Genomic DNA, 17777 nt, shown 5'->3' with positions numbered 1-17777 from the left:
AAGCAGGCTCCTACAGTCCAGGTTCGGAAAACCATTGAAGCCCAATGCGAAGGCCCCGCTGCCGGTAGCATTTTGCGGGACCGTATGAGACAGGGATGTCGATTACGAGCGTACAGGGATGTATTTACAGCGTGTCCCGCAAAATGCTACCGGCAGCGGGGCCGCCCCACAACTCGCTTACCGGCACCAGCCCCATGACCGGAACCAACGACGGCCACCTCACCCTCCTCGACCCGGAAACCATCGGGTTTCCGCCCACCCGGTTCGCCCTGAAAGACCCCGACGGCCTGCTGGCCATCGGCGGCGACCTGTCCCCCGACTGGCTGCTGGCCGCCTACCGCCGCGGTATCTTCCCCTGGTATTCCGACGACCAACCGATTCTCTGGTGGAGCCCCTCGCCCCGCTGTGTTGTGCTGCCGGGCCAGTTCCGTATCGGCCGTACCATGCGCAAGGTCCTGCGCCGGGGAAACTTCCGGGTGACTTTCGACCGCGCATTCGGCGAGGTGATAGAAGCCTGCCGGGGCCCGCGGACCGACCAGGCGGGCACCTGGATCACCGACGAGATGGCCGACGCCTACCGGGAGATGCACCGCCTCGGGCACGCCCACTCGGTCGAGGTGTGGCGGGAGGGCGAACTGGCCGGCGGCCTCTACGGTATCGCCCAGGGGCGGATATTCTTCGGCGAATCCATGTTCCACCGGGTCACGGATGCGTCCAAAGTCGCTTTTGTCCACCTGGTGCGGCAGTTAGAATTGTGGGGCTGCCCGATGATCGACTGCCAGGTTAGCAATCCTCACCTGAGCAGCCTGGGGGCGGTGGAGGTACCGCGCGAGGATTTCGAACGCCTGCTGGAAACCGGGCTGCAACAGCCGCCCTTCCCGCAGCCGTGGGAAATGGCCTGGAGCTATGGGTAAATACTCTCAACTGGATTCCGTGCGCCTGCTGGCCACCCTGCCCCACCCCTGCGGCTACCTGCCGGACAGGGAGGCCACCACCGTATTCGTCGACCCCCAGACCCCCATCGACCAGCGCCTCTACAGCCGCCTGTCGGAACTGGGGTTCCGCCGCAGTGGCAGCTACCTCTACCGGCCCCAGTGCGCCGCCTGCAACGCCTGTGTGCCGGCGCGGCTGCCGGTGGGGCTGTTTGTGCCGAACCGCAATCAGCGGCGGTGCTGGCGCCGCAACCGCGACCTGGACATCTTCCACGTCGACACCATCGATACCGATGAACACTACGAGCTCTACGCCCGCTATATCGAGCGGCGCCACGCCGACGGGGAGATGTACCCGCCCAGCCGCGACCAGTACCGCAACTTCCTGAATGCCGCCTGGGGCAGCACCCGCTATATCGATTTCCGCGCGCGCGGCCGCCTGGTGGCTGTGGCGGTGACGGATCTGCTCACCGCCGGCCTGTCCGCCATCTATACTTTTTTCGACCCGGACGAAGACCGGCGCAGCCTGGGAAGCTACTGCATCCTCTACCAGATCGAGTGGGCGCGCCGCCTGGGGCTGCCCAGCCTGTATCTGGGCTACTGGATCGAGGAATGCCAGAAGATGGCCTACAAGACCCAGTTCAAGCCCACCGAGCTGCTGCGGGACCACCGCTGGACACTCGAGCGCCCCTGAAAACCGGGCCGGACCGCCGTTTGCGGCTCTCTACTTTGCTCTATCGTGGATTTTCGTGCAAAATGCACGCCCGTTGCGTCGCGGCCTCCTGTCATCGGGAAAGAGTGCCGGGCAAAGATCAGAACAAGTTTTAAGTTGAAGGTTACTGCCGCATGGCAAAAGACGATTACATTGAAATGGAAGGCGAGGTGATCGACACCCTGCCCAATACCACTTTCCGCGTAAAGCTGGAAAACGGACACGTGGTGATCGCGCATATCTCCGGAAAAATGCGCAAGCACTATATCCGCATCCTCACCGGCGACAAGGTCAAGGTGGAGCTGACTCCCTACGACCTGAGCAAGGGCCGCATTACCTATCGCGCCCGTTGATCTGAGTGATGGTTGGTCGGTGGCGGACAATCAGTGAAAGTCGCCGACTACAAAACGAAAAAGGCCACCGCAAAGGTGGCCTTTTTCGTTTTGCGACAGGCTCGCCGCTAACCGACGGTCGCCATCAAGCGGGAACCGCGGTCTTGATCGACAGCTCGTCGTTCTCGATGGTTACCGCCACGCGGCCGCCCTCTTCCGACAGGTCGCCGAACAATACGGCCTCTGCCAGTGGCTTGCGCAGCTTGTCGCGGATCAGGCGCGCCATGGGGCGGGCACCCATCTTCTCGTCGTAACCGTGCACGGCCAGCCACTCGCGGGCCTCGTCGTCCACTTCCAGGGTCACGTGGGATTCGTCCAGCTGCGCCTGCAGCTCGACCACGAACTTGTCCACCACCGTCTTGACCACTTCCAGGTCCAGCGAGCCGAACTGGATGACACTGTCCAGGCGGTTTCGGAATTCCGGGGTAAACATCTTCTTGATCTCCTCCATGCCGTCGCTGGAGTGATCCTGGGTGGTAAAGCCGATGGAACGGCGGCTCATCAGCTCGGCCCCGGCGTTGGTGGTCATGATCATGATCACGTTGCGGAAATCCGCCTTGCGGCCGTTGTTGTCGGTCAGGGTGCCGTGGTCCATTACCTGCAGCAGCAGGTTGAAGACTTCCGGGTGCGCCTTTTCGATCTCGTCCAGCAGCACCACGCTGTGGGGGTGTTTGGTCACCGAGTCGGTCAGCAGGCCGCCCTGGTCGAAGCCGACGTAGCCCGGCGGTGCGCCGATCAGGCGCGATACCGTGTGCCGCTCCATATATTCGGACATATCGAAGCGGATCAGCTCGATCCCCATCACTTTCGCCAGCTGGCGGCAGAGTTCGGTCTTGCCGACACCGGTGGGGCCAGCGAACAGGAAGGAGCCGATGGGCTTCTCCTCGGCACCCAGCCCGGCGCGGCTCAGCTTGATCGCCGTGCTCAGCGCGCCGATGGCCTGATCCTGGCCGAAGACCACCATTCTCAGGTTGTCGTCGAGCTTGGCCAGTTGCTGTTTGTCGGAGGCGGAGACGCTCTTCGTCGGGATGCGGGCCATCTTGGCGATGACCATCTCTATTTCGGTAACGCCGATGGTCTCCTTGCGCTCCTCTTCCGGCAGCAGTGCCTGGAAGGCGCCGGCCTCATCGATCACGTCGATGGCCTTGTCCGGCAGGAAACGTTCGGTGATATGGCGGCTGGCGAGTTGTGCCGCGGCTTCCAGCGCGGGCTCGGTATAGCGGACCTTGTGGTGGTCCTCGAAGCAGCTCTTCAGTCCCTGCAGTATCTGCACCGTTTCCTCCACCGACGGCTCGTTGACGTCGATCTTCTGGAAGCGGCGCGACAGGGCGCGATCTTTCTCGAAGATGCCGCGATATTCGGTAAAGGTGGTGGAGCCGATACAGCGCAGCTGGCCGCTGGAGAGCAGCGGCTTGAGCAGGTTGGAGGCATCCATGACACCGCCGGAGGCCGCGCCGGCGCCGATGATGGTGTGGATCTCGTCGATAAACAGCACTGCCCCTTCGCGCTTGCGGAGCTCCGCCAGGAGTGCCTTGAAGCGCTTCTCGAAATCGCCTCGATACTTGGTGCCCGCCAGCAGTGAACCCAGGTCCAGGGAGTAGATGGTGCTCTCCCGCAGGGGTTCGGGTACATCCTCGTCGACGATGCGCCGGGCCAGGCCCTCGGCGATGGCGGTCTTGCCCACGCCGGACTCCCCCACCAGCAGGGGGTTGTTCTTGCGCCTGCGCGCCAGCACCTGGGTAACCCGCTCGACTTCCGGGGCACGCCCCACCAGCGGGTCGATACGGCCGAGAATGGCCTCCTGGTTCAGGTTGGTGGCGTAGCTCTCCAGTGGATCCGAACCGCCCGGTTCGCCGCCCGCGCCGAGATCCTCGTCCGTCTGCTCCGGTGCCGGTTCCGGGTTGTGGTGGTTGTGGCCGCTGGAGCCCACGCGGGAAATGCCGTGAGTGATGTAGTTGACCACGTCGATGCGGGCCACACTCTGCTGTTTCAGGTAGTAGACCGCCTGGCTCTCCTGCTCACAGAAGATGGCTACCAGCACATTGGCGCCGGTCACCTCTTTCTTGCCGGAGGACTGCACGTGGAAGACCGCGCGCTGCAGGACCCGTTGGAACCCCAGCGTCGGCTGGGTTTCCCGGTCGGTATCCGCCTCGGGAATCAGGGGAGTGGTGGAGTCGACAAACTCCAGCAGTTCGCGGCGCAGCGCGCTGAGATCGGCACCGCAGGCGTGCAGGACATCCGCGGCCGACTCATTGTCCAGAAGCGCCAGCAACAGGTGCTCCACAGTCATGAATTCGTGACGTTTCGCGCGGGCACCCTTGAACGCCAGATTGAGCGTTACCTCTAAATCCTTGCTGAGCATCTAAACCTCAAAGCCTAAATCGCTAATTTCACCCGCCAATGCCGCTGGCCAGTGCGCGCCGGAAGCCGGCGTCCTGGGTGCCTGAATCCTTTCAGGCGACGGGACCCTCGTAAGTGCAGCGTCAATCGTCTTCGCTTTCATCCGCTTCAATTTCACACAGCAAGGGGTGCTGGTGGTCCCTGGCGAATTGATTGACCTGAGCGGCCTTTGTCTCCGCTATATCCCGAGTATAGACACCGCAGATCGCTTTTCCCTGTGTGTGTACCTGCAACATCAGTTGAGTGGCGCGCTCCCGATTGACTCCGAAAAACAGCTCGAGTGTCTCGACGACAAAGTCCATCGGGGTGTAGTCGTCATTGAGCATCACCACCTTGTACATGGGCGGGCGCTTCAGCTTCGGACGCGCCTCCTCCAGCGCCAGGTCCCCGTCCAGTTCGTCCGGGTGGCGGTGGTCGTCGTCAGTGTCGTTGGAGTGTAGTGTAATGGCCGGTGAAATACCCATAGCGTCTATCAATGAGCCTGTGAATGGTCAGGCGACACGACCCCGGTCCCCGTGGGTGTGCGCGCCCAGAAGCGGCACATTGTAACCTTATTTGCCCAGCGGCACAGCGGGCGCCCAGCCCCCTTGACATCCGCAGATCAGTTAGCTAAAAGAGGGCTTGCCTGTCCAGTAAAGGCCAAATCGCAAGCAGGAACGCAGTCGATTAATGTGCATAAGGCACAGATAACAATAAAGACTCTATCAAGGCGGCCAGCAGTCGCCCCGGCAATTAGAGGGAGTTCGCCATGCCTAACGGTACCGTGAAATGGTTCAATAACGCCAAGGGATATGGATTTATCCTTGCGGATGAAGGGGGAGAAGACCTGTTCGCGCACTATTCCGCGATTCAGATGGAAGGTTACCGAACACTGAAGGCTGGCCAGCAGGTCTCCTTCGAAATCATCAAGGGCGAGAAAGGCTATCACGCGGCCAATATCATCGCCGGCAGCACCAGCGGCCCTTCCAGGCCGTCCTCCGAACCCGACAAGAGCCAGTCCCGGCGCGAAAAAGAGGCCGAAGCGCTGGACTGATCGGGACCGCCAAATCCCGCCGCAAGTGCCCGGGTTCCCACAAAACCGGGTTCCACAAAAAAGCCCCGCATCTTCGAGATACGGGGCTTTTTTTGTTGTGACCCGGGGTGCTATCAGGCCATATGCTTGACGACTTCGTCGCCGAACTCGGAGCAGGACTTCAGTTCCGCACTGTCCATCAGGCGCTCGAAATCGTAGGTCACGGTCTTGGCCGCAATCGCACCTTCCATGCCCTTGATGACGAGGTCCGCGGCGTCGTTCCAGCCCAGGTGACGCAGCATCATCTCCGCCGACAGGATCAGGGAGCCCGGGTTTACCTTGTCCTGGCCGGCGTACTTGGGCGCGGTGCCGTGAGTCGCCTCGAACAGGGCCACTTCGTCGGAAATGTTGGCGCCCGGGGCGATGCCGATACCGCCCACCTGGGCCGCCAGCGCGTCGGACAGGTAGTCGCCGTTCAGGTTCAGGGTGGCGATCACGTCGTACTCGGCCGGGCGCAGCAGCACCTGTTGCAGCATGGCGTCGGCGATCACGTCCTTGATGACGATTTCCTTGCCGGTCTTCGGGTTCTTGAACTTGTGCCAGGGACCGCCGTCCAGCGGTTCGGCACCGAACTCGTCGCGGGCCAGCTCGTAGCCCCAGTCGGCGAAGGCACCTTCGGTGAACTTCATGATGTTACCCTTGTGCACCAGGGTCACGGAGTCGCGATCCTGGTCCACGGCGTACTGGATCGCCTTGCGTACCAGGCGCTTGGTGCCCTCGGCGGAAACCGGCTTGACGCCGATGCCGCAGTGCTCCGGGAAGCGGATGTTCTTCACATCCATCTCTTCGCGCAGGAACTTGATGACCTTCTTCGCTTCATCGGTGTCAGCCTTCCACTCGATGCCCGCGTAGATGTCCTCGGAATTCTCGCGGAAGATCACCATATCCACTTCGTCGGGCTTCTTCACCGGGGTGGGGACGCCGGTGAACCAGCGTACCGGGCGCTGGCAGACGTACAGGTCGAGCTGCTGGCGCAGGGCCACGTTCAGGGAGCGGAAGCCGCCGCCTACCGGCGTGGTCAGCGGGCCCTTGATGCCCACGGCGTATTCTTTCAGCATTTCCAGGGTCTCGGCCGGGAACCAGTCGCCGGCATAGACTTCGGCCGCCTTCTCGCCGCAGTAGATTTCCATCCAGGCAATAGATTTCTCGCCGCCGGAGGCCTTTTCTACCGCCGCGTCGATAACCTTGCGCATTGCCGGGGTGATATCCGCGCCGATACCGTCACCCTCAATGTAGGGCACGATGGGGCGATTCGGCACATTCAGCGAACCGTCGGAATTGACTGTAATCTTGTCGCCGTCTGCCGGCACTTGGATATGACCCATATTGCTTTAACTCCCAAAACTCTGTGACTATTTCGGTCGGGTGGTGAAAAATCGGCGGGATTATATCAGTATCGATCGACTTTTGTAGTTGGATTACACGTATCCATTTTATTTATGTCCAGCATCATTTTATTCAATAAACCCTACGGCGTCCTGAGCCAGTTCACCGATGACCGCGGGCGCCCCACCCTGGCCGACTACATACACCAGAAAGGTTGCTATGCCGCCGGCCGGCTGGATTTCGACACCGAGGGCCTGTTGCTACTGACGGACGACGGCGCCCTGCAACACCAGATCAGCCACCCGCGCCAGAAACTGCCGAAAACCTATCGGGTACAGGTGGAGGGCGAGATAGACCCGTCGGCACTGGCCAGGCTCCGTCGCGGCGTGCAACTGAAGGAGGTGGTGACAGAGCCGGCCCGGGCCCGCGCCCTGCCCGCCCCGGATATCTGGCCGCGGGTGCCGCCGGTGCGCGAGCGCAAGTCCATTCCCACCTCCTGGCTGGAACTGACCATCCGCGAGGGCCGCAACCGGCAGGTGCGGCGCATGACTGCCGCGGTGGGCTTTCCCACACTACGGCTGATCCGCACGGCGATCGGCAACTGGAAACTGGGCGACCTGGCACCCGGCGAGCAGAGGATCGAGGAGGTATTTGCGGCCCCGGCGAAGCGCAAGCGCCGCCCCCGCCGGCGGAAATCGTAGGGCGGCTACCCACCCCGGACCCCGAAACCCGCATAAGCTATAACGAAAGTCCGAACCGGTCTTGGTCCCGGGGACCATTCGCGGGTAAAATTCGCCCCCATTTTATAACCTCGCAGTATCCGATTGCCTTCATCTATGCCTGAAACCACCAGCAAACAGTCCCAGCGCGTCATCGTCGGCATGTCCGGCGGCGTCGATTCCTCCGTGGCCGCCCTGCTGCTGATGCAGCAGGGATACCGTGTGGAGGGCCTGTTCATGAAGAACTGGGACGAAGACGACGGCACCGAGTACTGCACGGCCAAGGCCGACCTGGCGGACGCCGAGGCGGTCTGCGAGAAACTGGGCATCAAGCTGCACACGGCCAACTTCGCCGCCGAATACTGGGACCATGTATTCGAGTACTTCCTGGCCGAGTACAAGGCCGGCCGCACACCCAACCCGGACATCCTCTGCAACCGCGAGATCAAGTTCAAGGTCTTCCTCGAATACGCGGAGATCCTGGGCGCCGACGCCATCGCCACCGGTCACTACGCACGCCGCAAGGAGATTGACGGCCGCACCTACCTGCTGAAGGGCCTGGACGAAAACAAGGACCAGAGCTATTTCCTGCACGCGGTGGGCGAGGCGGAATTCGCCAAATCGCTGTTCCCGCTGGGCGAACTGGAAAAGCCGGAGGTACGGCGCATCGCCGGGGAAAACGGTTTCATCACCCACGACAAGAAAGACAGCACCGGTATCTGTTTTATCGGCGAGCGCCGCTTCAAGGATTTCCTCGAGCAGTATCTGCCGGCGCAGCCGGGCGACATGGAGACACCCGACGGCGAGGTCATGGGCCGCCATATGGGCCTCATGTACCACACCATCGGCCAGCGCCAGGGGCTGGGTATTGGCGGCGTCAAGGGCGCCGGCGACGATCCCTGGTATGTGGTGGGCAAGGACCTGCAGCGGAACCTGCTGACGGTCGCCCAGGGCAAGCACCATCCGCTGCTGTACGCCACCGGTCTCGAGGCCTCCCAGACCCACTGGATCAACGGCGCCGCGCCCGCTAGTGAGTTCCGCTGCCGGGCCAAGACCCGCTATCGCCAGCCGGACCAGGACTGCACCGTGCGGGTGACCGAAAACGGCGATCTGGCGGTGGAATTCGATCGGCCGCAGCGCGCCATCACGCCCGGGCAGTCCCTGGTGCTGTACGATGGCGACATCTGTCTCGGCGGCGCGGTAATCGAGCGCGCCACGGGCGTGGGCACCGCACTGCCGGAAAAACATCGGAAAAACTGATACCAATCTAGGGAGCGACTTTGAGTAATTGGCGGGACCAGGCACTGGCGCTGGCGGGCATCTTCCAATCTGCGGTTCTGGTGGAGCGCCTGGCCAAAACCGGCAATGCGCCGTCGGAGCAACTCGAGACCGGGATTTACAGCCTGTTCCAGACGGACCCGGGATCCGCCGAGGCGGTGTTCGGCGGCGCCGACAAACTGCTGCCGGGCCTGAAAGTCTCGCGCCAGTTACTGCAGACGCGCCAGCACCCCGAGTACACCGATTGCCTGCGCTATGTGTTGTCGATCCTCTACCTGCAGCGCCAGCTCAGCAAAAAGGGCGACCTGCTGTCGATCATCGGCAGCCGCCTGGAAAAGGCGAAAATCCAGGCCGGGCATTTCAGCCTCGGCCACGAGAATGTGGTTTCCAATCTCGCCAGTATCTACAGCGATACCCTGAGCACTTTCCGCTTTCGCATACAGGTACTGGGGGATTTCAACTTTCTGCAGCAGCAGCGCATCGCCAACCAGATCCGCGCCATGCTGTTTGCCGGCGTCCGTTCCGCCACCCTCTGGCGCCAGCTCGGCGGGCGCAGGCTACACCTGCTGTTCCAGCGCAGGAAATTACTGGCCGCGACCGACGAACTGATCGCGCAGATCGAATCATCCAACATCTGAATCCGGAGTACCGAACATGACAGTCGAGTTATCCGCGCTGACCGCGGTTTCCCCCATCGATGGCCGCTACGAGAGCAAGACCGCACCGCTGCGGGATATTTTCAGCGAGTACGGCCTGATCCGCGCGCGGGTCGAGGTGGAGGTGCGCTGGCTGCAGCAGCTCTCCCGCCACCCGGACATTACCGAGGTGCAGCTGTTCGACAACGACGCCGACCGGATCCTCAACGATATCGTGGCCCAGTTCTCGGTGGCGGACGCCGAGCGTATCAAGGAGATAGAAAGCACCACCAACCACGATGTGAAGGCGGTGGAGTATTTCCTCAAGGAAAAGATGGGCGGTAACGAACAACTGGCCGCGGTCAGCGAATTTGTGCATTTCGCCTGCACTTCCGAGGACATCAACAACCTGTCCCACGCGCTGGTGCTCCGCGCCGGGCGCGACCAGGTGCTGCTGCCGGCGATGAACAGGATCGTCAACGAGATCGCCGAGCTCGCGCAAAAATTTGCGCAGGTGCCGATGCTGTCTCGCACCCACGGTCAGACCGCGAGCCCCACCACCGTGGGCAAGGAGCTGGCCAATGTGGTGGCGCGCCTGCGCCGGCAGATCCGGCAGATTCACGATGTGGAGCTGCTGGGCAAGATCAACGGCGCGGTGGGCAACTACAACGCCCACCTCTCCGCCTACCCGGAAGTGGACTGGCAGAAAAACGCCGAGGAGTTCGTCATCTCCCTGGGGCTGACCTGGAATCCCTACACCACCCAGATCGAGCCCCATGACTATATCGCCGAGCTGTTCGATGCCATCTCGCGCTTCAATACCATCCTGATCGATTTCGACCGGGATATCTGGGGCTATATCTCCCTGGGCTATTTCAAGCAGAAAGTCGTCGCCGGCGAAGTGGGCTCCTCCACCATGCCCCACAAGGTCAACCCGATCGACTTCGAGAACTCCGAGGGCAACCTGGGCATCGCCAACGCCGTGCTCCAGCACCTGGCGGCCAAACTGCCCATCTCCCGCTGGCAGCGGGACCTCACCGACTCCACCGTGCTGCGCAATATGGGCGTCGGCGCCGGCTACGCCACCATCGCCTACGCCGCCGCCCTGAAGGGCCTGGGCAAACTGGAGATCAACGAGGCGCGCCTGGCGGAGGACCTGGACAACGCCTGGGAAGTGCTGGCGGAACCGATCCAGACCGTGATGCGCCGCTACAATATCGAGGAGCCCTACGAGAAACTGAAGGCGCTGACCCGCGGCCAGGGCATCAACCGGGAAACCCTCAAGACCTTTGTCGAGAGCCTCGAGATTCCCGAGGAGGCGAAAAAATCCCTGCTCGAGCTGACGCCGGCGAACTATATCGGCAACGCCGTGGAGCAGGCGGAAAAGATTTAACTCGATCCTTTTGCGTAGGATGGGCAAAGGAGTGCAGCGACGTGCCCATCACCCTGATGGGCACGCTGCGCTTTGCCCATCCTACGCACGCGGATCTATCTCCGAGCTTGCTGTAGGAGCCTGCAAACCGGCTCCCACAGGCTACCCCGCCCCCGGCGGGTTTCAGAGAAGCAAGAAATAATATGACCGCACCGCTCACCCACCTCGGCACCATGCCGGTAACCGAATTCCTCCGCGACTACTGGCAACAGAAACCGCTGCTGATCCGCAACGCCTTCCCGGATTTCGAATCCCCCATCTCTGGCGAGGAGCTCGCCGGCATGGCGCTGGAAGAGGCGGTGGAATCGCGCCTGGTACTGGAAAACGGCGACGAGGGCCCCTGGCAGTTGCGCAACGGCCCCTTCACCGAGGAGGACTTCCTGTCCCTGCCGCGCAGCCACTGGACACTGCTGGTACAGGCCGTGGACCAGTGGCTATCGGAAGTGGCGGACCTGAAAAGATATTTCCGCTTTATCCCCGACTGGCGCCTGGACGACGTGATGATCAGCTATGCCGCGGACAAGGGCAGCGTGGGCCCGCATTTCGACCACTACGATGTGTTCCTGCTGCAGGCCGAGGGCAAGCGCCGCTGGCTGCAGGGGCCCAGGGTCGACGAAACCGCCCCGCGGGTCGAGGGCACCCCGCTCGGCATTCTGAAGGACTTCGAAGAGGAAAACCGCTGGCTGCTGGAGCCCGGCGACATGCTCTACCTGCCGCCGCAATACAGCCACTGGGGCATCGCCGAGGGCGCCTGCACCACTATTTCCATCGGTTTCCGCGCGCCCTCCGCCCGCACCGTCCTCGAGGACCTGGCCGCAGAGCTGGCCATGGGGCTGCCGGAAAAAAGCCGCTACACCGACCCGGGCCTGCGACCGGCCGCCTCGCCGGCGGAAATCGACCCAGGCTCAGTAGAGCGGCTGCGGACACAACTGAGCCACTGGCTCGACCAGCCCCGGGGGATCGCCCGCTGGTTCGGTGCCGTCATGACCGAGACCAAGTATCCCGACACAGTGGCCATGGATGCGGACACGGCCGGCGACTGGCGGCAGCAACTGCCGCAGGGTGCGCGGCTGCTACTCAACCCCGCCTCTCGCTGCGCCTTTTGTCGCCAACCGGAAACCCTGTTTGCCGACGGCGAAGCCTTTCCCGCCCCCCTGCCCCTGGCGGAAAAATTCTGCGACACTCATGCGATCATCCAGAGCGATGTTGAAGACTTCCCCGAGGCGGCGGCGACGGACGGATTGATCGACCAGCTCGTCGCCCAGGGGACCCTGATCTATCCACCGGAGGACTTCTGAGCGTGACAGTGGAAATTCGGGCCGCCGACTGGCAGCGCGACCGGGATGCGATCCGCAGTGTACGCGATGCCGTTTTTATCCGCGAACAGGGTGTCGATCCCGCGATCGAGTGGGACGCGTCCGACGATACCGCACAGCACTTCCTGGTGCTGCGCGACGGCCGGCCGGTGGGCACCGGCCGCCTGGCCACAAGCGGCAAGATCGGCCGCATGGCAGTGTTGCAGAGCGAGCGCGACAGCGGTCTCGGGCAGCGCCTGCTGGCGCACATCTGCTCCCATGCCCGCGAACAGGGCTTCGACCGCGTCACCCTGCACGCCCAGCGGCACGCCGAGGGCTTCTATCGCCGGGCCGGCTTTGCCGCCGAGGGCGAGCCGTTTGTGGAAGCCGATATCGACCATATCCGGATGGTGCAGGATTTTGGCTGAGCATTCCTCCGATTCGCGTTCATTGAACGACCTGGAAGGCTTTCGATCCACTTTTATCGAACTCGCAGAGGAAAGTCGGCGCGAATTGTTCATTTTTTCCGAAAGCTTGGCACACCCACTCTATCACCACCGGGCGGTTGCCGAGGCCCTGTCCGCCTTTGCGCGCAGCAGCCGCTTCGCCGTCGTGCGCATCCTGGTGCGCGATACCGAGCCAATGCTGCGCCGCTTTCACCGGCTTCGCGAGCTGACCCAGAGGCTCAGCTCCCGCATCGAACTCCGCCGGATCCAGGCTACGGTCGACACGCCCGACTGGGAGTTCGCCATCGCCGACGGCCGCCGCGTCCTCTTCTGCGACGACCGGCAGCAGTGGCGCGGCGTCTACCGCCCGGACGATCCGGCCCGCGCCGCCAAACTGGGGGACACCTTCCGGCAGGACTGGTCCCTGGCTACAGCGGACCCGAACCTGCGGCGGCTGCAGCTCTGATCACCCCGCCTGCACCCGCTTTCCTCTCCATCCCCCTCTCCATCCCCCTCTCCATCCCCCTCTCCATCCGCTCCCGATAGCACCGTCCCCTACAGCCATACTATTTGCTTTGCTAAGTAATTTTCCCTAAAATACTTAGCATGCTAAATAAACCCATCTCCCGCACCGAGGGACTCGGCCTGTGGTTGCGACATGTGCACAGCCAGTGGCGCTCGGTCGTCGACCAGACCGTTCAGCCCCTGGGTCTGACCCAGTCCCGCTGGACGGTCCTGATCGCCCTGCGCCACCTGGGTGACGGCAGTACCCAGAAGCTGCTTGCGGAAACACTCGAGATCGAACTGCCGTCCCTCTCCCGCACCCTGGACCAACTGGCGCAGCAGGGGCTGGTGGAACGGCGTACCTGTGCCGCGGATCGCCGCGCGCGGGAAGTGTTTTTCACACCGTGGGGCCGCGAGGTTCTCGCGGCCCTGGAAACCCGTGCCGGCGAGGCCCGCGAGCGATTGCTGGCCGGTGTTTCCGAAAACGATTTCGACGCCTTCGAGCGGGTGCTGGCCACCATCGAGGAAAACGCCGCTAGCGAGCTCGGCGAGACCTGACCGCCCCGTCGTGTTGAGAGGCACTGAGAGACGACCATGACCCCCGAACAACGTTTCGCCCGATGGATACGCGCGGCGGCAGTGAGTTTTGCCCTGCTGTTCGCGTATTTTGTCGTCGCCGACCTGATGATGCCACTGACGCCCCAGGCGCGGGCCATGCGCGAGATCACCCAGGTGGCGCCGGAGCTGAGCGGCCGCGTGATTGAAGTCGCCGTGGAGAATCACAGCCGGGTGAGGAAAGGCGACCTGCTGTTCCGCCTGGATCCCGAGCCCTTTCACATCGCCGTGGAAAAGGCGCAGCTGACGCTGGAGCAGGTTCAGCGCGATAACGCGCGCCTGGAGGCCTCCCTGGCGGCGGCCCGCGCCGAACTCCAGGCTGCCGAGGCGGATGCCCGGGAACTGGCGCGGGAGCGGGATCGCCTGCGGGCCCTGATCGACAGCCACGCTGTGTCGCAGCAACTACTCGACCAGACTGCCGCCGCCTACGAAACCGCCGCCGCGAAAGTGGCAGCGGCTCGCGCCAGCGTTGAGGAACTGCGCGTGCAGCGCGGCGAGACGGGGCCGGACAACCTGCAGTTGCGCCGCGCAGGCAACAACCTGGCCGACGCCCGGCTGGACCTGGAACGCACCGAGGTGCGCGCCAGCCGCGACGCGGTGGTCTCCAACCTGCAACTGGAGGCCGGCGACTACGCCGCGGTCGGCGGCCCGGTACTGGCACTGGTGGGCAATGAACTGGATATCACCGCCGACTTCCGCGAGAAAAGCCTGCGCCACCTGCGGCCGGGCGACCTGGCGCTGGTCACTTTTGACGCCAGCCCCGGTCGCATCTTCGCCGCGCACGCCACCAGCATCGACGCCGGGGTGCGCGACGGCCAGTTGCCGGCGAACGGGCAACTGGTGGATATCCCCACCAGCTCCCGCTGGGTGCGCGATGCCCAGCGACTGCGCCTGCACCTGGCACTGGAGGCAGTGCCCTCACCCATACCGGTCAGCGGCGCCCGCGCCACGGTGCAGCTGATACCGTCGGACCATCCGATTGCGGCTTTCTTTGCCCGGCTGCAGATACACCTGATCAGCCTGCTGCACTATGTATACTGAGTCTTCCTCCCCGGCGCCGGAACCGTTGCCGGCGCTGCCGCCACCCGCCTGGCTGGCGGAGGCGACTGCCGCCCAACCGCCGCCCCGCCGGCTGTGGCTGCGCCGCTGGTTTCGCGCCCGCCCACACCGCGCCAACGCGCCGGAGCTGGACCACAATGCCCTGCGCCAGTGCCTGCGCATCGCCGGCGGCGCGGCGCTGGGCTTTGTCGTCAGCCAGCTGCTGGATTCCAGCTACGGCGTCTTCTTCGTGGTCTTCCCGATGTTCCTGCTGGGGCTGATCCCGGCAGTCAACGCCCACGTGGCGCGCCAGTTCATCGGTACTACCGCCATCAACTGTGTCGAACTCACCCTGGTAGTGGGTTTTCTAAGCCACTGACCACCGGTCATGACCGCCGCCGTGTTCGCGCTGTTTGCCGGCCGCTTTGCACTGATGGCGCGCGGGCCCATGTTCCTGTTCGGCGCCCACGGTGTAGTCAGCCTCAGCATCATGCTGCACTTCAGCAGCTATGCGGATGCAGACATGATGAACCTGATGGGGCAAAACCTGCTGGCATCGTTCGTCTCTGTAGGTATCGCGCTGGCGATGTGGCAGTTGTTTCCGGATGTCGAACCCCGCAAACCGCGGGCGCGACCGCAAAAATCCCCGGCGCGCGTCCGCCACGAGACCTTGCTTGGCGCTACCGTGGCGACACTGTCGTTCGCGGTCTTCCAGGTGGTAGAACTGCGGGATTCCATGTCGGCACAAATCTCGACCGTGGTGATCCTGTTCGCGCTGCACTACCCGGATACGATTCACACTGCGCACAAGCGCGCTCTCGGCACCCTCCTGGGGAGTGCACTGGCGGTTGCCATGCAGCTGGTGCTCTACTCCCACGCGGGCAACCTGCTGTTGGTGATGATCGCCCTCTGGTGCGGCCTGATGCTGTTTGCCCGCGCCCACGTACTCGAGGGCGGTGCCTCGGGAATCGGCTTCTGCGGCCTCACCACCATGGGTATCCTGTTCGGCCAGTATGTGGCGCCGGACCAGGACCTGGTGTACAGCGCCCTCTACCGCATCTCGTCGGTACTGGTAGCTCTGGTGTGCGGCCTGGCGGTGACCGCGCTGGTACACCGGCTACTGAACTGTCTCGAGCCAACCCGCACCGATGCTCCCTCCTGATGCGTCACCACCGACAGTGAACGGATCGGTGGCAGCTTTGCGCCGGCCGGCACAGATTTGCAATAACCTGCCCGCCAGCCGCCAATATGGCGGCAGAGTTCCTTTTTCTCCCGATGTAGTCCGTTAGCATGAATCGAGAAAGGCAGCGCTGTCATTTGTGATCTGTTGCTGTCTTTCGCTAACGGAACCGATTATTGACGCCGGCAGGCCCCGAATGCCCGCGCCAATATCGGAATATAAAACCCAAGTTCCGAGTTGGCGGTGTCCACCGATGGTACCGGCTCCCGAAACCGCCCCCGAAACTTGGGTACCAAACACAAGAAAGAAGAAGGAGAAACGCACCATGCTGCGCAAAACCCTGTCGCTGATGACAGCGCTGTCTATATCGATTCCAATGGGTCAGGCACTGGCCCACGGCACCATGTCGGTACCGGAGAGCCGCGTCTACAACTGCTTCCTGAACAATCCGGAAAATCCCAGTGACCCGGCCTGCGCCGCCGCCAAAGAGGTGGCCGGCTCCCAGGCTTTCTACGACTGGAACGGCATCAACCAGGCCAGCGCCGATGGCAACCACCGCGCCGTGGTCCCCGACGGCCAGCTCTGCGCCGGCGGAAAGGCCAAGTTCGCCGGTCTCGACCTAGCGCGCAGTGACTGGCAGGCGACACCGATCGCGCCCAAGCCGGACGGCACTTTCGATTTCGAGTTCTATGCCACCGCCCCCCACGCAACCCGGGACTGGGTCTTCTACGTCACCCGGCAGGGTTATACCCCGGACCAGCCGCTGCAGTGGGGAGACCTGTTCGAGTTCTGCCGGCTGGGCGATGTACCGCTCAGTGCGGACAAGCGCTATATCCTCAACTGCCCGCTGCCGCCGGTCACCGGCAAGCATGTGATCTACACCACCTGGCAGCGCTCCGACAGCACCGAGGCCTTCTACACCTGTACCGATGTAATCCTCGGCGACGGCGGCGGCAGCACCTGGACGGACGAGGGGTCGCTGAGCGCACAGACGGAGCTGGCCGCGGGCAGCACCGTGACCCTGCGCCTGTTCAACGACAGCGGCAACGACATGGAGAGCGTCGAGTATGCACTAACGGCCGACATGCCCGCCGCCGAGTGGGCCTACGCCTTTGCGCAGGCGGTCAACGGCCAGTCGCAGTATGCGCGCATCGGCGTACTGGATCCGGACACTGGAGAGATCAGTGCCCGGCGGAGCGCCGACGGCAACCGCGTCTACACCCGGTCTGACCTGAACCTGGGCCACGAGGTCGATATCCGCATCCCGGACGGCAACGATGCGCCCCTTGCTGCGATCAGTGCGGACCCGCTCTCAGTCATCGGCGCCGGCAGTGTCAGCCTGTCCGCCGCGGACTCCAGCGATGCGGACGGCGACCCGCTGACCTACAGCTGGGACCTGCTCACCGGAGAGGGCGCGAGTCTCGGCGGAACCACCGGGCAGACGAACACCCTGCAACTGGCCGAACCGGCGCAGAGCCAGACGGTAACGGTTCAGGTGACTGTCAGCGACGGCGAGCTCAGCGACAGTGCCAGCGTTGATATCAGCCACAGCAGCGACGATGGCGGCAATGGCGGTGACTACGATCATGTCTACCCGGATGGCGTCGGCAGCTATGTGCCCGGCGAGACAGTGGTGCTGGGCAGCGACGGCAACCGTTACCAGTGCAAACCCTTCCCCTACGGCGACTGGTGCAATGTGGACAGTACCTTCCACTACGCCCCCGGCACCGGCAGCAACTGGGAGGATGCCTGGATAGCGCTGTAAATCGGCACCCCGGCGCTGTCAGGCGACGGCGCCGGA

At 63.4% G+C, this 17777-nt stretch carries 18 protein-coding genes and 1 pseudogene; 16 read left to right on the top strand and 3 right to left on the bottom strand.

Annotation, left to right across the window (positions count from 1 at the left end):
- Window positions 1-194: 194 nt before the first annotated feature.
- From aat to infA, 3 genes are all read left to right on the top strand, one after another.
- Window positions 195-914 carry a leucyl/phenylalanyl-tRNA--protein transferase gene (gene aat, locus OQE62_RS11675; protein ID WP_265722215.1) on the top strand — a complete coding sequence of 240 codons (720 nt, stop codon included), beginning with the start codon at window positions 195-197 and terminating at the stop codon, window positions 912-914.
- Complete coding sequence (locus OQE62_RS11670) at window positions 907-1626, top strand: arginyltransferase (protein ID WP_265722214.1); 720 nt, start codon at window positions 907-909, stop codon at window positions 1624-1626. The genes aat and OQE62_RS11670 overlap by 8 nt, the downstream gene beginning before the upstream one ends.
- A 152-nt stretch (window positions 1627-1778) precedes the next feature.
- Window positions 1779-1997: a translation initiation factor IF-1 gene (infA, locus tag OQE62_RS11665; protein ID WP_265722213.1), complete on the top strand. Its 219-nt coding sequence runs from the start codon at window positions 1779-1781 to the stop codon at window positions 1995-1997.
- A gap of 124 nt (window positions 1998-2121) precedes the next feature.
- Here infA and clpA read toward each other — a convergent pair whose 3' ends face one another.
- Together clpA and clpS are read right to left on the bottom strand one after the other, a co-directional pair.
- Entirely contained in the window at window positions 2122-4398 is a 2277-nt protein-coding gene (gene clpA, locus OQE62_RS11660) for an ATP-dependent Clp protease ATP-binding subunit ClpA (RefSeq protein WP_265722212.1), read from the bottom strand.
- A gap of 121 nt (window positions 4399-4519) precedes the next feature.
- Entirely contained in the window at window positions 4520-4900 is a 381-nt protein-coding gene (gene clpS / locus OQE62_RS11655) for an ATP-dependent Clp protease adapter ClpS (protein ID WP_265722211.1), read from the bottom strand.
- A gap of 284 nt (window positions 4901-5184) precedes the next feature.
- Between clpS and cspD the strand changes: the two genes are divergently transcribed.
- Window positions 5185-5469 (top strand): cold shock domain-containing protein CspD, encoded by a 285-nt coding sequence (gene cspD / locus OQE62_RS11650; protein ID WP_322746572.1) that lies wholly within the window; start codon window positions 5185-5187, stop codon window positions 5467-5469.
- A gap of 113 nt (window positions 5470-5582) precedes the next feature.
- Here the strand turns inward: cspD and icd are convergent, their stop codons facing one another.
- Window positions 5583-6833 carry an NADP-dependent isocitrate dehydrogenase gene (gene icd / locus OQE62_RS11645; protein ID WP_265722210.1) on the bottom strand — a complete coding sequence of 417 codons (1251 nt, stop codon included), beginning with the start codon at window positions 6831-6833 and terminating at the stop codon, window positions 5583-5585.
- 114 nt (window positions 6834-6947) lie between these two features.
- On the opposite strand from icd, the gene OQE62_RS11640 reads away from it, so the two are divergent.
- From OQE62_RS11640 to OQE62_RS11585, 12 genes and pseudogenes are all read left to right on the top strand, one after another.
- On the top strand, window positions 6948-7535 hold the full coding sequence (locus tag OQE62_RS11640; protein WP_265722209.1) for a pseudouridine synthase: 588 nt from the start codon (window positions 6948-6950) through the stop codon (window positions 7533-7535).
- A gap of 135 nt (window positions 7536-7670) precedes the next feature.
- Window positions 7671-8813: a tRNA 2-thiouridine(34) synthase MnmA gene (gene mnmA / locus OQE62_RS11635; RefSeq protein ID WP_265722208.1), complete on the top strand. Its 1143-nt coding sequence runs from the start codon at window positions 7671-7673 to the stop codon at window positions 8811-8813.
- Between the two features lie 20 nt (window positions 8814-8833).
- On the top strand, window positions 8834-9469 hold the full coding sequence (gene hflD, locus OQE62_RS11630; RefSeq protein ID WP_265722207.1) for a high frequency lysogenization protein HflD: 636 nt from the start codon (window positions 8834-8836) through the stop codon (window positions 9467-9469).
- Between the two features lie 16 nt (window positions 9470-9485).
- Window positions 9486-10859, top strand: a complete 1374-nt coding sequence (gene purB / locus OQE62_RS11625; RefSeq protein ID WP_265722206.1) for an adenylosuccinate lyase — start codon at window positions 9486-9488, stop codon at window positions 10857-10859.
- Between the two features lie 182 nt (window positions 10860-11041).
- The gene (locus OQE62_RS11620; RefSeq protein ID WP_265722205.1) at window positions 11042-12196 is read left to right on the top strand and encodes a cupin domain-containing protein; all 1155 of its coding nucleotides are present in this window, start codon (window positions 11042-11044) and stop codon (window positions 12194-12196) included.
- A gap of 2 nt (window positions 12197-12198) precedes the next feature.
- Window positions 12199-12621 (top strand): GNAT family N-acetyltransferase, encoded by a 423-nt coding sequence (locus OQE62_RS11615; protein ID WP_265722204.1) that lies wholly within the window; start codon window positions 12199-12201, stop codon window positions 12619-12621.
- Window positions 12551-13105, top strand: coding sequence for a DUF7931 domain-containing protein (locus OQE62_RS11610; protein WP_449288963.1), 555 nt, complete (start codon window positions 12551-12553; stop codon window positions 13103-13105). Before OQE62_RS11615 ends, OQE62_RS11610 begins: the two co-directional genes overlap by 71 nt.
- Window positions 13106-13245: 140 nt before the next feature.
- Window positions 13246-13701, top strand: a complete 456-nt coding sequence (locus tag OQE62_RS11605) for a MarR family transcriptional regulator (protein ID WP_265722202.1) — start codon at window positions 13246-13248, stop codon at window positions 13699-13701.
- A gap of 36 nt (window positions 13702-13737) precedes the next feature.
- A complete protein-coding gene (locus tag OQE62_RS11600; RefSeq protein WP_265722201.1) occupies window positions 13738-14799 on the top strand; it encodes an HlyD family secretion protein in 1062 nt (353 codons plus the stop codon).
- A pseudogene (locus tag OQE62_RS11595) lies at window positions 14789-15373 on the top strand (DUF2955 domain-containing protein); the annotation flags it as partial. The gene OQE62_RS11600 and the pseudogene OQE62_RS11595, both read left to right, overlap by 11 nt.
- A 9-nt stretch (window positions 15374-15382) precedes the next feature.
- The gene (locus OQE62_RS11590; RefSeq protein ID WP_265722224.1) at window positions 15383-15958 is read left to right on the top strand and encodes an FUSC family protein; all 576 of its coding nucleotides are present in this window, start codon (window positions 15383-15385) and stop codon (window positions 15956-15958) included.
- Window positions 15959-16301: 343 nt separating this feature from the next.
- Complete coding sequence (locus OQE62_RS11585) at window positions 16302-17741, top strand: lytic polysaccharide monooxygenase (protein WP_265722200.1); 1440 nt, start codon at window positions 16302-16304, stop codon at window positions 17739-17741.
- Window positions 17742-17777: the final 36 nt, after the last annotated feature.

The sequence above is a fragment of the Microbulbifer halophilus genome (genome assembly GCF_026183675.1).
GTDB lineage: Bacteria > Pseudomonadota > Gammaproteobacteria > Pseudomonadales > Cellvibrionaceae > Microbulbifer > Microbulbifer halophilus.
The sequence above is the reverse complement of the archived record's forward strand: the minus strand, read 5'-3'. Positions and strand labels throughout refer to the sequence as shown.

What these genes read in the sequence shown, in the direction of transcription:
- aat (WP_265722215.1), top strand. Translation starts at nt 195, where the DNA reads ATGACCGGAACCAACGACGGCCACCTCACCCTCCTCGACCCGGAAACC.
- OQE62_RS11670 (WP_265722214.1), top strand. Translation starts at nt 907, where the DNA reads ATGGGTAAATACTCTCAACTGGATTCCGTGCGCCTGCTGGCCACCCTG.
- infA (WP_265722213.1), top strand. Translation starts at nt 1,779, where the DNA reads ATGGCAAAAGACGATTACATTGAAATGGAAGGCGAGGTGATCGACACC.
- clpA (WP_265722212.1), bottom strand. Translation starts at nt 4,398, where the DNA reads ATGCTCAGCAAGGATTTAGAGGTAACGCTCAATCTGGCGTTCAAGGGT.
- clpS (WP_265722211.1), bottom strand. Translation starts at nt 4,900, where the DNA reads ATGGGTATTTCACCGGCCATTACACTACACTCCAACGACACTGACGAC.
- cspD (WP_322746572.1), top strand. Translation starts at nt 5,185, where the DNA reads ATGCCTAACGGTACCGTGAAATGGTTCAATAACGCCAAGGGATATGGA.
- icd (WP_265722210.1), bottom strand. Translation starts at nt 6,833, where the DNA reads ATGGGTCATATCCAAGTGCCGGCAGACGGCGACAAGATTACAGTCAAT.
- OQE62_RS11640 (WP_265722209.1), top strand. Translation starts at nt 6,948, where the DNA reads ATGTCCAGCATCATTTTATTCAATAAACCCTACGGCGTCCTGAGCCAG.
- mnmA (WP_265722208.1), top strand. Translation starts at nt 7,671, where the DNA reads ATGCCTGAAACCACCAGCAAACAGTCCCAGCGCGTCATCGTCGGCATG.
- purB (WP_265722206.1), top strand. Translation starts at nt 9,486, where the DNA reads ATGACAGTCGAGTTATCCGCGCTGACCGCGGTTTCCCCCATCGATGGC.
- OQE62_RS11620 (WP_265722205.1), top strand. Translation starts at nt 11,042, where the DNA reads ATGACCGCACCGCTCACCCACCTCGGCACCATGCCGGTAACCGAATTC.
- OQE62_RS11605 (WP_265722202.1), top strand. Translation starts at nt 13,246, where the DNA reads ATGCTAAATAAACCCATCTCCCGCACCGAGGGACTCGGCCTGTGGTTG.
- OQE62_RS11600 (WP_265722201.1), top strand. Translation starts at nt 13,738, where the DNA reads ATGACCCCCGAACAACGTTTCGCCCGATGGATACGCGCGGCGGCAGTG.
- OQE62_RS11590 (WP_265722224.1), top strand. Translation starts at nt 15,383, where the DNA reads ATGTGGCAGTTGTTTCCGGATGTCGAACCCCGCAAACCGCGGGCGCGA.
- OQE62_RS11585 (WP_265722200.1), top strand. Translation starts at nt 16,302, where the DNA reads ATGCTGCGCAAAACCCTGTCGCTGATGACAGCGCTGTCTATATCGATT.